This window comes from Bradyrhizobium sp. CSS354, assembly GCF_029051725.1.
Taxonomy (GTDB): domain Bacteria; phylum Pseudomonadota; class Alphaproteobacteria; order Rhizobiales; family Xanthobacteraceae; genus Bradyrhizobium.
Window position 1 is genome coordinate 92,371 of record NZ_JAACFU010000008.1, and the last position, 13,725, is coordinate 106,095.

The window sequence follows — 13,725 nt, forward strand, 5'->3', positions numbered from 1 at the left end:
CAGATTAGCCATGACGCACCCGCTACTGCGCGTTATAGAGCAATCACTGATGTCACGACCGCGCAGGAATCATTGGGCATGGGATTGACTGCGACCAAGACAAGACCGGCAGCTCAGCGGCGCGAGGTGCCGAAATCGCGCGGCGGCCGCCCGACGAAAAGCGCCGCTATCGAGCGCGATCAGCGGCTGATCGAGGTCGCCACCCGCCTGTTCCTGGATCGCGGCTTCGACGCCACGTCGCTCGATGCAGTCGCGGAAGCCGCGCGCGTGAGCAAGCCCACCGTCTATGCCCGTTACGGAGACAAGCGCGGATTGTTCGCCGCCGTGCTGCGGCGCGAGATCGCGCGATGGCTTGCACCGCTATCCGCGGCCGCCGAGACGCAGCTCGGCAGCGCCTCGGACATCTCGGTCGAACAGCGGCTCGTCGAGATCGGGCGCGAGATGCTGAGCTTCACCTGCGGTCCCGATGCCGTCGCCTTCAGCCGCATGATGACGTCACAGGCCATCAACTTCCCCGATATCGCCAAGCTCGGCAAGGAAGAAGGCTGGCTCAAGGCCGTCGCCACCACGGCGCGCTTCTTCGACCATCTGGTGGCGCAAGGCGCGCTCGACATGGAAGACACCACGATCGCGGCCGAGGTGTTTCTCGACGTCGTCGTGGGGCACACCCACCGCATGGCGACGTTCGGAACGACGCTCGAGCTGAAAGACACCGAAAAGCGCATGCGGGTTGCCATCAAGCTGTTCCTGGCCGGTGCGCTTGGCCCCCCGGACCGCCTCCAGGACGCCGCCAAGACCACGCGGCGGCGGCGCCCGTCGCGCTGACAATTCCGTGAGGTTGCGATCTTTCCAGGGAATCCCGCGCCCGCGCCGTTGACCAAAACAAAACGATACGGTATGGTTTAATTATAGGGCGATGCGGATCGCTTTTTCACCAGCCCCAAAGAGGTCCGCACCGCCTCGATCGCCGCGGCGGTACAGCCCGTCACGACGCTCAGCGGCCGACCGAAGCCCAAGGTCGGCCGCAAATTCTTTACGATCATCCGGCACACTCGCTGGCCGAGGTTTCGAGCATGACGACAGCCAAACGACGGATCTCGGGATTGCTCGCGATCGCCCTGTCCGCACTCCTCCTCGCAGCGCCGGCGCGAGCGATCGTGAGCACGGGCACACCGACCGCCCTTCACAGCGACACAGATGGTGACGCCGAGATCGACCGCCAAGCGGTCAGTCGCGAGATCGAGCGCTTCCGCAGCTCGTCGATCTCGATCAACCAGGCCATAGCGATTGCAGAAGCCCGCCACGCCGGTGCCACCACGGCGGATGTGAGTTTCGACGGGGCCTCCGGCGTGCCGGTCTACCGGGTGAAGACCCTGCACAACGACCGGATCTGGCGCCACACCATCAATGCCGCGACCGGCGAGCTCGTCGGCGGCGAAGCCGCCCTCCCTCTCGCCGAGCTCGACCTCGACGACCGCAGCAACCTCGCAGCGCTCGGTGCCATCAAGCACCGACTTGCGGATGCCGTGCACGTGGCCGAACGCGCGGCCTCCGGCAAGGCGATCAGCGGCGGGCTGGTGCGCGAACGCGGCCGGCTGAATTTCGCGATCGTCGTCATCAGTGGCGACAACCTCAAGGAGGTCATCCTCGAACCGCCGGGCGCCCGGACCAAATAGCGGCGGCCAATCCCGCCGAAAAGCCATTGACGGGCGCAAAACTCTCCCGCATAAGCTCCCGCCATGTTCACGACCACCAAACGCACGACCAAAACCACCACGGCCTTCGGGGCCCGGGGAGGCGTGCGCGTGTAGTCGTCGACTAGAACGCAATCCACTCTACCGAAGCCCCGCCCTCGTTGGTCCGGGGCTTTTTTGTTGTCTGAATTCTCAAATCAATGGAGGACAAAGTGAGTAACGATCCCGTCGTCGCGATTGTCGGCGTCACCGGTGCGGTGGGCGCCGAATTCATCGCCACCATGGACAAGCGCGGCTTTCGCGTCGGCAAGCTCAAGGCGCTGGCCAGCGCCCGCTCGGCCGGCAAGACGGTGTCGTTCCGCGGGCAAGACGTCGTCATCGAGGAGCTGACCGAACGCGCCTTCGAAGGCGTCGACATCGCCCTGTTCTCCGCCGGCGGCAGCATCTCCAAGAAGTTCGCGCCGATCGCGGTCAAGGCGGGTGCCGTCGTCGTCGACAACTCCTCCGCCTTCCGCATGGACCCGAACGTGCCGCTGGTGATCCCCGAGATCAACGCGAACCGCATCCGCGACCACAAGGGCATCATCGCCAACCCGAACTGCGCCGCCATCACCGCGCTGGTGCCGCTGTGGCCGATCCACCAGACCAACCGCATCAAGCGCGTGATCATCTCGACCTACCAGGCTGCCTCCGGCGCCGGCGCTGCCGCGATGGAGGAGCTGGTCGAGTCCACCCGCGCCAACCTCAACGGGCAGGTTTATACGCCGAAGGTGATGCCGCATCCTTACGCGTTCAATCTCTTCAACCACAACACGGCGATCGACCCCGACACCGGCTACAACGACGAAGAGACCAAGGTCATCAACGAAACCCGCAAGATCTTCGAGGACGACAACATCGCGATCGGCGTCACCTGCGTGCGCGTGCCGGTGTTGCGGGCTCATTGCGAGGCCATCACCTTTGAATGCGAGAAGCCGATCAGCGAGGATCAGGTCCGCGCCATCATGGCGCGAGCGCCCGGCGTCAGGATCGTCGACGACCGCGCCAGGAACTACTTCCCGATGCCGATCGACGCCTCGGGGCAGGACGACGTCCTGGTCGGCCGCATCCGCAAGGACCTCAGCGACCCCTCCGGGCATTCGATCTCGATGTTCGTGGCGGCGGACCAGCTGCTCAAGGGCGCAGCGCTCAACGCGGTGCAGATCGCGGAGCTCTTGCCTCAGCGGGTGATGGCTTAGCGCAAAAGTTGCGTAGTGTGGGTTAGCGAAGCGTAACCCACACTACGGTCTCCATCCGCAGAAACAGAAGTGGTGGGTTACGCCTTACGGCTAACCCACCCTACGGCTCTGCCCGAAACAACAAACACGCATCGCCATACGAATAGAACCGATAGCCGGTCGCGATCGCGTGTGCATAGGCCTGTCGCATCGTCTCCAGCCCGGAGAATGCCGACACCAGCATGAACAGTGTCGACTTCGGCAAATGGAAATTGGTCAGCAAGACATCGACGGCGCGAAAGCGATAGCCGGGGGTGATGAAGATCGACGTCTCGGCGGCGAACGGCTCAATGGTGCCGTCTTCGCCGGCTGCGCTTTCGAGCAGGCGCAACGACGTCGTGCCGACCGCGATGATGCGGCCGCCGTTCTTGCGCGCGGTGTTGAGCCGCTCCGCCGTCTCGGCCGAGAGCGTGCCCCACTCGGCGTGCATCTTGTGGCCCTCGGTGTCGTCCACCTTCACCGGCAGAAAGGTCCCTGCCCCGACATGCAGCGTGACGCGATTGATGCCGACGCCGCGCGCGTGCAGCGCCTGCTCCAGCGCCGGGGTGAAATGCAGGCCGGCTGTCGGCGCGGCAACGGCGCCTTCATTCGCGGCGAACATGGTCTGGTAGTCGGCGAGATCCTGATCGTCAGGCGTGCGTTTCGAGGCGATGTAGGGCGGCAGCGGCGGGCTGCCGAGATCTGCGATGGCCTGATCCAATGTCGGGCCGTGGAACGAAAATGACAGCGTCACCTCGCCTTCTGCGCCCTTGGCCTCGACTTCGGCGTCGAGATGGCCGAGCAGGCAGACCTTGCCCTCATTGCCAAAGCGGACGCGGTCGCCGGCCATGAGTTTCTTGGCGGGCTTCACCAGCGCCTGCCAGCGCGAGCCGTCGAGGCGTTTGATCAGGGTCGCCTCGATCTTCGGCTCGGTCTCGCGGCCGATGCGACGGCCTCTCAATTGCGCCGCGATCACCTTGGTGTCGTTGACGACGAGCTGGTCGCCCGGCTTCAGCCATTGCGGCAGCTCGGCGATGACCTGGTCGCGCAGCGTGCCGTGATCGACAACCAGCATCTTCGCGGAGTCGCGCGGGCTCGCCGGGCGCAATGCGATGCGCTCGGCGGGCAGGTCGAAATCGAAGAGGTCAGTACGCATCGCGTGCTCGGGGCCGCACAGTCGCTCCTCATCCTGAGGAGCGCGGAACGCGCGTCTCGAAGGATGAAGGCCCCGCTGCTGCAGCTCGGCCTTCATGGTTCGAGACGGCGCTACGCGCCTCCTCACCATGAGGGTTGAACGCCTACTCCGCGTCAGCCGCCATCCGCGCCTTGACGATCTTGTCGGGGTTCTGCACGGGCTCGCCGCGCTTGATCTTGTCGACGTTCTCCATGCCCTCGGTGACCTTGCCCCACACCGTGTACTGGTTGTCGAGGAAGCGGGCGTCGTCGAACACGATAAAGAACTGGCTGTCGCCGGAATCCGGGCTGGCGGCGCGCGCCATCGAGGTGGTGCCGCGCACATGCGACTCCTTGTTGAACTCGGCCTTCAGCTTCTTGCCGGAGCCGCCGGTGCCGGTGCCCTGCGGGCAGCCGGTCTGCGCCATGAAGCCGTCGATCACGCGATGGAACACGATGCCGTCGTAGAAGCCTTCACGCACGAGCTCCTTGATGCGCGCGACGTGGCCGGGCGCAAGATCAGGCCGCATCTCGATGGTAACGGGGCCCTGCGTGGTCTCGAGGATCAGGGTGTTTTCGGTGGCGCTCATGCTCGTCTCTCTTGGGTTGGGGGTGAAGTCCTGTCAGGTGAAGTTTTGCGGTTGCGAAACTGGATCGCGAATGGACGCCCCGCAGCGGCGCCGGCCATCGCATCGGTAAATGGCATCGGCGTGCAGCGTTGCAATGCCTCCATCACCGCGACCCGGTATTGCAGCCGGTCATCGTCGGAGGCCTCCGCGGATTCATAGGTAATCCTCGGATGGCCCAGAATGTTTCCAGCCCGGTTAAAACTCACGATGACGGTGATGTCGATCGGGCGGGCCCTGGCGGCGGGCGGCGGTTTCCAGCAGGTGCGCAGATGCCGGAAGATGTCCTGGATGGTGTTGACCTGTGCGTCCTCGGCGACCGCGCCGGGGACGCCGAGCAGCAGCACCGCGGCAATTAGCAGGAGCTTGCCACCGCTGCGCGCCATCGCCTCTCCTACTTGATGTCGGAAGCGACCTGCACCTTCACCATCTTGTCGGGATCGGTGACGGTGCCGCCGCTTGATCCGGGAGGTGCCTTCTTCAGCTTGTCGACGACGTCCATGCCCTGCACGACCTCGCCGATCACGGTGTACTGGTTGTCGAGGCTGCCGCCGTCGGCGAACATGATGAAGAACTGCGAATTGGCGGTGTCGACGCTGTCGCCGCGCCGGGCCATGCCGACGATGCCGCGCGCAAAATGCACCTTGGAGAATTCCTGCTTCAGGTTCGGATATTTCGAGCCGCCGGTGCCGTTAAAGTTCTGACCATCGCCGGTCTGCGCCATGAAGCCGTCCATGACGCGGTGGAACGGCACGTTGTTGTAATAACCCTCGCGCGCGAGCTGCTTGATGCGCTCGGCGTGCTGGGGCGCAAGGTCCGGCCGCAGCTTGATCACGATGCGGCCCTTGGTGGAGTCGATGACGATGGCGTTGGCCTTGTCGACGCCGGCCGGCAAGGCTTGCGCGAAGGCCGGCACCGCGAACAGAACCGCGGCAACAAATGCGAGAATTCGGATCATGCTAACTCCGGATCAGAGATGAGACAGGAAACGCGCCGTTATCAGGCGAATTTTGCCTTGAGCAGCGCCGCAACCAGCGGCGGGACGAAGGCCGAGACGTCCCCGCCCATGGCAGCGATCTGGCGCACCAAAGTGGCGGTGATCGGGCGGACCATGGGAGAAGCCGGCAGAAAGACCGTATGCACCTCGGGCGCCATGGCCTCGTTCATGCCGGCGAGCTGCATCTCGTAGTCGAGGTCGGTGCCGTCGCGCAGGCCCCGAATCATGATCGTCGCACCGTGCTTGCGCGCCGATGTCACCGACAGATCGTCAAATGTCGCGGCTTCGAGCACGCAGCCGGCCTGGGCCGCCACCGGCCCACAGACGTCATGGAGCATCTTCAGCCGCTCCTCAGTCGAGAACAGAGGCTTCTTGCCGGGGTGCACCCCGATCGCGACAACGAGCCTGTCGCACAGCGACACGCTGTGGCGGACCACGTCCAGATGGCCGTTGGTGATGGGGTCGAAGGAACCTGGATAGAAGGCAATGCGGGGCATGGCCACGTCCTACCGCGCCCTGCCCGGCCCGGCAAGCCGGTCCGGTTCCCTGGCGGTTTTTCCGCAAGAACCGCGTCGGAATGCGCCCAATTGTTTCGTCCTGAGGGCGGCCACGAAACAAAACGGAGCGCGAACGAAACCATTTCCCGCGTTCGCGAAGACGTCCGGAAACTGGACATGGTTACTAATCCGGCCAACGAACGACGGGCCGCACACTGGGCGTAGCGGCCGCATCACAGGGGACTGTCATGATCAAGGCTCTTTCGGCGATCGCCATCTCTGCGTGTGTTGCTGCCGCCCTCACCCTCCTGCCCGGCTTCGCCCCGACCGTCGAGGCGAGCGTGCCGCAGCCGCTCGCCAAGAGCGACCGGCTCGATATCCGCACGGTCGGCAAGGACTGCTCGCAGCAGGCCTGGCCGAACTTCGAGGCGTCCTGCCTTCGCCAGGCCGGCACCAAAGCCAATATCCGCGAGGCTCGCCTCGTGACTGCCAACCGCACTCCGTAGCGAGATCTGTCAGTTTCTCGTCAGGAAACTTTCCGGTAAGTCCCAACGATAACCCCCAAAATAAACCCCATGGATATTTGCGACGTCCCGTCGCAGACTGCCTGATGCTCGCGCCCGTCGGAATGACCCGTCGGGCGCGATCCCATCGGGGGGTCGCCATTGTCCAGTACGCCCGCGGTTGCCTCCGGCCATCAACCTGATCCACTGCCACTTGCGATGACCATGGGCGCCCTCGGGGTGGTCTATGGCGATATCGGCACCAGCCCCCTCTACGCCCTGAAGGAAGCCGCCAAGGCCGCCGCCCACGGCGGCACATTGACGAACGATGCCGTTCTGGGCGTTGCCTCCTTGATCCTCTGGGCATTGCTGCTGATCATCTCGCTGAAATATGCGCTGTTGATTCTGCGTGCGGACAACCGCGGCGAAGGCGGCATCGTCGCCCTGCTGGCCTTGCTGCATGCCCGCAACGCCCAACCCGGCACCTGGCGCGCGCATCTGCTGGTCGTCGGCCTCGTCGGCGCCGCGCTACTGTACGGCGACGGCGCGATCACGCCGGCCATTTCCGTGCTCAGCGCCATCGAAGGTCTGAAGGTCGACGCCCCCTCGCTCGCGCCGGCGGTCGTGCCCGTGACCATCGTCATCCTGATCGGACTGTTCATGATGCAGAAGCAGGGCACCGGCTTCATCGGCCGCATCTTCGGACCGGTGATGCTCGCCTGGTTCTTCGTGCTGGCAGCGCTCGGCATCCACGGCATCGTCAAGGCGCCGGCGGTGCTGGCGGCGCTGAGCCCGCTCTATGCGTTCGACTTCCTGATCCACCAGGATTTTCATGTCTCCTTCGCGATCCTGGGTGCCGCCTTCCTCGCCGTGACCGGCGGGGAGGCCATGTATGCCGACATGGGGCATTTCGGCCGCCTGCCGATCCGGCTGGCCTGGTTCGCGATCTGCCTCCCCGCGCTGGTGCTAAACTATTTCGGCCAGGCCGCACTGCTGATCACCGACCCCACCATGATCGAAAATCCGTTCTTCCAGCTCTGCCCTGACGCCCTGCATTATCCGCTGGTCGCCTTCTCTGCGGTCGCGACCGTGATCGCCTCGCAGGCGATCATTTCCGGCGTGTTCTCGCTGACCCAGCAGTCGATTCAGCTCGGCTTCCTGCCGCGCATGCAGATCCGTCACACCACGAGCGACGCGATCGGCCAGATCTACGTGCCGCTGGTGAACTGGCTGCTCGCCGCCGCAACCCTCGGCGCCGTGCTGAGCTTCGGCAGTTCGGAGGCGTTGGCCGGCGCCTACGGCATCGCGGTGTCGCTGTTGATGGCGATCACGACGCTGCTCGCTGCCCTGGTCGCGATCCAGTGGGGCTATTCGCCGTGGCTCGTGGTGGCCGTGAACGGCTTCTTCTTCGTGATCGACGTGATCTTCTTCTCGGCCAATTCGATCAAGCTGTTCGAGGGCGGCTGGTTTCCGCTGATGCTCGCGGGCTTCGTCGCCTTCCTGATGCTGACCTGGCGCAGCGGCGTGAAGCTCGTCGAAGCGGCACGCGCGAAGCTGCGCCAGCCCGAGGAGGATCTGATCGAGACCGCGGTCAACAAGTGCACCGCGAGACTCCCCGGCACCGCAGTGTTCCTGGCGTCGGCGGCGCGCGGGGTGCCGCTGGCGTTGACCCAGTTCGTCAAGCACAACCATGTGCTGCACGAGCGCATCGTCCTGGTCACCGTGTTGATCGAGGAGCTTCCTCACATCGCCGACGAAGACCGCATCGAGGTGATCGAGATCATTCCCGGCATTACCCGCGTCATCCTGCATTACGGCTTCATGCAGAACCCGACGATCTACGACGGGCTGACCCTGGCATGCCGCCACGGCACGCTGCCCGGCGTCGACCTCTCCGACATCACCTATTACGTCGGCCGCGAGACCATCATCCCGCGCGAGGACGTGCCGGGCATGTGGGTCTGGCGCGAAACCGTGTTCGCCTTTCTGCAACGCAACGCCGAACGCTCCGCCGCGTTCTTCGGCGTGCCGACCAAGCAGGTGGTCGAGTTCGGCACGGAGCTGGAGATTTAGTCTAGCTAGACAGTGCAGTAGCCCGGATGGAGCGCAAGCGTAATCCGGGACAGCCGTTCGAATGAAGAACCCGGATTTCGCTTGCGCTCCACCCGGGCTACGGGGGGTGACGCATCACTCCCCGTTTGAGTCTCCATTCGTCCCGTTCCCGCTCTCGGCCTCTTCCGTGATGTGCTCGACCGAGACGACGTGTTCGTCCTCGGCGGTGTCGAACACGATCACGCCCTGGGTCGAGCGGCCGGCGACGCGGATGCCTTCGACCGGGCAGCGGATCAGCTGGCCCTTGTCGGTGACCAGCATGATCTGGTCGGCGTCTTCCACCGGGAACGACGCCACCAGGTTGCCGTTGCGGTTGTTGACGCTCATGGCGACGATGCCTTTGCCGCCGCGGCCGGTGGTGCGGTACTCGTAGGACGAGGTCCGCTTGCCGTAGCCGTTGACGGAGACGGTCAGCACGACCTGCTCGGCCGCCGACATCTCGATATAGCGCTCCTGGGGGAGCTGGAAACTGCCGGAGGTCTCCTCGGCTTCGGCGTCCGCCGCCGGCTCCTCGGCCGCAGCTTCGCCGGCGACCGCGCGGCGCATCTTCAGGTACGCCGAGCGCTCGTCGGACGTCGTCTCGACGTGGCGCAGGATCGCCAGCGAGATCACCTTGTCGCCCTCGGCAAGCGCAATGCCGCGCACGCCCATCGAGGTGCGCCCGGTGAACACGCGCACGTCGGTGACGGGAAAACGGATGCACTGGCCGCCGGCGCCGGTCAAAAGCACGTCGTCGTGCTCGGTGCAGATCTGCACGTCGACGATCGCTTCGTTGTCGTCGAGCTTCATCGCGATGATGCCGGAGCGGCGGACATCGACGAAGTCGGACAGCTTGTTGCGCCGGACGTTGCCGCCTGTCGTGGCGAACATCACGTCGAGATTGCCCCAGGTGGACTCGTCCTCCGGCAGCGGCATGATGGTGGTGATGCGCTCGCCCTGCTCCAGCGGCAGGATGTTGATCAGCGCCTTGCCGCGCGCATTCGGCGCGGCCATCGGAAGGCGCCAGACCTTGATCTTGTAGACCTGGCCGCGCGAGGAGAAGAACAGCATCGGCGTATGCGTGGACGCCACGAACAGCCGGCTGACAAAATCCTCGTCGCGGGTCTGCATGCCGGCGCGGCCCTTGCCGCCGCGGCGCTGGGCCCGGTAGGCCGACAGCGGCACGCGCTTGACGTAGCCGGCGTGGGAGACGGTCACCACCATGTCCTCGCGCTGGATCAGGTCCTCGTCCTCGACCTCGCCTTCCTGCTCGATGATGACGGTGCGGCGCGGGGTCGCGAACTCGGCCTTCACTTCGGCAAGCTCGAACTTGATGATTTCAAGCACGCGGTCGCGCGAGCGCAGGATGGCGAGATAGTCGGCGATCTCGCCGGCGAGCTTGTCGAGCTCCTCGCGGATTTCGTCGCGGCCGAGTGCGGTGAGGCGTTGCAGGCGCAAATCGAGAATGGCCCTTGCCTGCTCCATCGACAGCCGGATCGTGCCGTTCTCGCTGATGCGGTGGCGCGGATCGTCGATCAGCGTCAGCATGTCCTCGACGTCGCGGGCCGGCCAGTCGCGCGACATCAGGGTGTCGCGCGCGGTGGTCGGATCGGGCGAGGTCCGGATGACGCGGATCATCTCGTCGATATTGGCGACCGCGATGGCGAGACCGACTAGGATATGGGCGCGATCACGAGCCTTGGCGAGCAGGAACTTGGTGCGCCGCGTGACGACGCGCTCGCGGAAGTCGACGAAGATCGCCAGCAGGTCCTTCAGATGCATGATCCGCGGACGGCCGCTGTCGAGCGCCACCATGTTGACGCCGAAGCTCGTCTGCAGCGGCGTGAACCTATAGAGCTGATTCAGCACCACATCCGGCACGGCGTCGCGCTTCAGTTCGATGACGACGCGGTAGCCGTCGCGATCCGATTCATCGCGCAGGTCGCCGATGCCTTCGATCTTCTTTTCCTTGACCAGCTCGGCGATGCGCTCGACCATCGTCGCCTTGTTCACCTGGTAGGGAATCTCGGTGATGATGATCGCCTCGCGCTCCTTGCGGATGGTCTCGATCGCGACCTTGCCGCGCATCATGACCGAGCCGCGGCCGAGGTGATAGGCGGCGCGGATGCCCTGCCGTCCGAGGATGACGCCGCCGGTCGGGAAATCCGGTCCCGGCACGATGTTGATGAGCTCGTCGATGGTGAGCGCGGGGTTGTCGATCAGCGCGACGCAGGCGTCGATAACCTCGCCGAGATTGTGCGGCGGGATGTTGGTCGCCATGCCGACCGCGATGCCGCCGGCGCCGTTGACGAGGAGATTCGGGAACTTGGCCGGCAAGACCGACGGTTCGGTCTCGTTGTTGTCATAGTTCGGCTGGAAATCGACCGTGTCCTTGTCGATGTCGGCCAGCAGAGCCAGCGCCGCCTTGGTCAATCGGGCTTCGGTATAACGATAGGCAGCCGGGGGATCGCCGTCGACCGAGCCGAAATTGCCCTGGCCGTCGATCAGCGGCACGCGCATGGAGAAGTCCTGCGCCATCCGGACCATGGCGTCGTAGATCGACTGGTCACCATGCGGATGATATTTACCGATGACGTCACCGACCACGCGGGCGGACTTGACGTACTTCTTGTCCGGCGTGTGCCCCTGCTCGTTCATCGAGTACAGGATGCGGCGGTGCACCGGCTTCAGACCGTCGCGGGCGTCAGGCAGCGCCCGCGCCACGATCACGCTCATGGCGTAGTCGAGATAGGACTTCTTCATCTCCTCGAAGATGGAGACGGGGCGAATATCCGAGGGTTGCGCCGGCTGGTCGCCGGGCTTGTCGTCGTCGTCAGCCAAGGGGAAATCCGGTGAGGTTTTATCTGGGAATCATATAGCGCATCGAGCCTCTGATAACCACCCTCGCGGCGTTCTGGGAAGCGCTTTTTCCGCCTATTTTTCCAATAACTTAAGCCCTTGCGAGCGGTGTCTTGGACAGCCCCCGCATCGACCTTGCAAAATTGCCGGTCACGCGTGGAAAACCGCGCGCCGAGCTTGCCCCATCAGCGCGTTTACCAAGCCGCAATCCGAGCTCAACCCAAACATGAAGCGGGCCCGGAAATCCCGAGCCCGTCCTGCCGATTAGTGGGATTTTCTGACACGAGATGAGAAGCGCCGACCCATCCGGCCGGCGCATCCGCATCGAGACGCCGCGTTCTCAGAACCTGATCGCTCAGAACGGGATATCGTCGTCCATGTCGCTGTTGCGGCCACCGCCGCCGGCCGCAACAGGGCGCCGCGGTGCGCTGCTGACGGGACCGGAGGAGCCGAAATCGCCGCCCGGCTCGTCGCCGAAGCTGCCGCCACCGCCGCCGCCGCTACGGCCGTCCAGCATCGTCAGGGTGGAGTTGAAGCCCTGCAGCACGACTTCGGTCGAGTACTTTTCGACACCGCTCTGGTCGGTCCATTTGCGGGTCTGGAGCGCACCCTCGACGTAAATCTTGGCGCCCTTCTTCAGATATTGTTCGGCGACCTTGCAGAGCCCTTCATTGAAGATCACGACGCGGTGCCACTCGGTCTTTTCCTTGCGCTCGCCGGTCGCCTTGTCGCGCCACGTCTCCGAGGTCGCGACGCTCAGATTGGCGATCGGCCGCCCGTCTTGGGTGCGGCGGATTTCGGGATCCTTGCCGAGATTTCCAACCAGAATGACCTTGTTGACGCTTCCCGCCATCTCCGCTCTCCACTCCGAATGCCACTGAATTCAAGAAGGCCGGTCCGCTCCCCGCGTTCCGCCGTGCCCGTCGAGGCGACCCTATACGCTCGCCGAACGCTTGCGGCCGCCGATCCGTCCGTCACCCCTCGGGTTATCCCCACATATAGCATCGACCTCCAGTTCGTTCCAGATTTGTTCTTGGCGAACGACAGCACTGAATGTGTGGGATCGATCGCCAATGTGCTGTGAAAAGGCACGCCCCAAGAGGAACCTTGTGGGTTCCCGGAAAGGAAGGAAGGCTTGCCCTCTATGGGAACAATAGGTCAGCAACTGCACCATTTTCAGGCTGCTGTGGCTTTCCAGTGACACAACTTGCGGCTTCAATGGTGTAAGTACGGCCTCAGTTGGGCAAGTGAGTCCGATGCCCTTCCCTATCGTGGAAGGCACAATCAGAAACTGGGACTGGGATTAGTTGAAAATGAAAAAGGTTTTGTTGGCTTCGGCCTGTTTGTTCGCTCTCGCTGCCCCGGCTTCGGCCGCTGATCTCGCGGCGCGCCCCTACACCAAGGCCCCGGTGGCCATGGCTTCGGTCTACAACTGGACCGGCTTCTACCTCGGTATCGTTGGCGGCGGCGCTTGGGAAGACTCCTCGACCGACCCGAAGGTGAAGGGCGGTTTCGTCGGTGGCACCGCCGGCTACAACTGGCAGACCGGCAACGTTGTGTTCGGTCTCGAGGCCGATGCTGCATGGGCTGACCTCAGCGCGTCGGCGCTGGTGGGCGGCCTCACCCTGTCGAACAAGATCGACGCACTGGGCACCGTGCGCGGCCGCATCGGCTACGCCGTCAACAATGTCCTGTTCTACGGCACTGGTGGTTACGCCTGGATCGACAACAAGCTGACCCTCAGCGTCCCCGGCGTGAGCGTTTCTGACACCAAGCTGCGCTCCGGCTGGACCGTCGGTGCGGGCGTCGAAGCGTTCTTTGCCCCTCAGTGGTCGGTCAAGGGCGAGTACCTCTATCGCAGCTTCAGCGGCGAGACGTACTTCTCCGGCATCGGTCTCCCGTTCAACACGGGCACGGACAGCTTCCACACCGTGCAGGTCGGCGTGAACTATCACTTCGGGGGCCCAGTGGTCGCCAAGTACTGAGTTCAGTACTTAGCTCCAACGCCATCCGCGTTACGAAAGGCCGG

The 13,725-nt window shown here is 64.3% G+C and carries 13 protein-coding genes; 6 read left to right on the forward strand and 7 right to left on the reverse strand.

What is annotated here, in order from left to right:
- The first annotated feature begins 78 nt into the window (after nt 1-78).
- From GWG67_RS20750 to GWG67_RS20760, 3 genes are all read left to right on the forward strand, one after another.
- Nucleotides 79-825 carry a TetR/AcrR family transcriptional regulator gene (locus tag GWG67_RS20750; RefSeq protein ID WP_275171165.1) on the forward strand — a complete coding sequence of 249 codons (747 nt, stop codon included), beginning with the start codon at nt 79-81 and terminating at the stop codon, nt 823-825.
- A gap of 248 nt (nt 826-1,073) precedes the next feature.
- A complete protein-coding gene (locus tag GWG67_RS20755; protein WP_342761050.1) occupies nt 1,074-1,676 on the forward strand; it encodes a PepSY domain-containing protein in 603 nt (200 codons plus the stop codon).
- Nucleotides 1,677-1,894: 218 nt separating this feature from the next.
- Nucleotides 1,895-2,932 carry an aspartate-semialdehyde dehydrogenase gene (locus tag GWG67_RS20760; protein WP_275171167.1) on the forward strand — a complete coding sequence of 346 codons (1,038 nt, stop codon included), beginning with the start codon at nt 1,895-1,897 and terminating at the stop codon, nt 2,930-2,932.
- A gap of 100 nt (nt 2,933-3,032) precedes the next feature.
- On the opposite strand, the gene queA is transcribed toward GWG67_RS20760, so the two are convergent.
- The 5 genes from queA to coaD form a co-directional block, all read right to left on the reverse strand.
- Entirely contained in the window at nt 3,033-4,106 is a 1,074-nt protein-coding gene (queA, locus tag GWG67_RS20765; protein WP_275171168.1) for a tRNA preQ1(34) S-adenosylmethionine ribosyltransferase-isomerase QueA, read from the reverse strand.
- Between the two features lie 142 nt (nt 4,107-4,248).
- Nucleotides 4,249-4,713 (reverse strand): peptidylprolyl isomerase, encoded by a 465-nt coding sequence (locus tag GWG67_RS20770; RefSeq protein ID WP_275171169.1) that lies wholly within the window; start codon nt 4,711-4,713, stop codon nt 4,249-4,251.
- Complete coding sequence (locus GWG67_RS20775) at nt 4,710-5,135, reverse strand: hypothetical protein (protein ID WP_275171170.1); 426 nt, start codon at nt 5,133-5,135, stop codon at nt 4,710-4,712. Before GWG67_RS20775 ends, GWG67_RS20770 begins: the two co-directional genes overlap by 4 nt.
- Nucleotides 5,136-5,143: 8 nt before the next feature.
- A complete protein-coding gene (locus GWG67_RS20780) occupies nt 5,144-5,707 on the reverse strand; it encodes a peptidylprolyl isomerase (protein ID WP_275171171.1) in 564 nt (187 codons plus the stop codon).
- 41 nt (nt 5,708-5,748) lie between these two features.
- The gene (coaD, locus tag GWG67_RS20785) at nt 5,749-6,243 is read right to left on the reverse strand and encodes a pantetheine-phosphate adenylyltransferase (protein WP_275171172.1); all 495 of its coding nucleotides are present in this window, start codon (nt 6,241-6,243) and stop codon (nt 5,749-5,751) included.
- Between the two features lie 248 nt (nt 6,244-6,491).
- On the opposite strand from coaD, the gene GWG67_RS20790 reads away from it, so the two are divergent.
- Together GWG67_RS20790 and GWG67_RS20795 are read left to right on the forward strand one after the other, a co-directional pair.
- On the forward strand, nt 6,492-6,749 hold the full coding sequence (locus GWG67_RS20790; RefSeq protein WP_275171173.1) for a hypothetical protein: 258 nt from the start codon (nt 6,492-6,494) through the stop codon (nt 6,747-6,749).
- Between the two features lie 216 nt (nt 6,750-6,965).
- Entirely contained in the window at nt 6,966-8,819 is a 1,854-nt protein-coding gene (locus GWG67_RS20795; protein WP_275171386.1) for a potassium transporter Kup, read from the forward strand.
- A gap of 114 nt (nt 8,820-8,933) precedes the next feature.
- Here GWG67_RS20795 and gyrA read toward each other — a convergent pair whose 3' ends face one another.
- Together gyrA and GWG67_RS20805 are read right to left on the reverse strand one after the other, a co-directional pair.
- On the reverse strand, nt 8,934-11,678 hold the full coding sequence (gene gyrA / locus GWG67_RS20800; RefSeq protein WP_275171174.1) for a DNA gyrase subunit A: 2,745 nt from the start codon (nt 11,676-11,678) through the stop codon (nt 8,934-8,936).
- Between the two features lie 373 nt (nt 11,679-12,051).
- Nucleotides 12,052-12,549, reverse strand: a complete 498-nt coding sequence (locus tag GWG67_RS20805; RefSeq protein WP_007590726.1) for a single-stranded DNA-binding protein — start codon at nt 12,547-12,549, stop codon at nt 12,052-12,054.
- A 460-nt stretch (nt 12,550-13,009) separates the two neighbouring features.
- Here GWG67_RS20805 and GWG67_RS20810 point away from each other — a divergent pair, with 460 nt between their 5' ends.
- Nucleotides 13,010-13,681: an outer membrane protein gene (locus GWG67_RS20810; protein WP_275171175.1), complete on the forward strand. Its 672-nt coding sequence runs from the start codon at nt 13,010-13,012 to the stop codon at nt 13,679-13,681.
- Nucleotides 13,682-13,725: the final 44 nt, after the last annotated feature.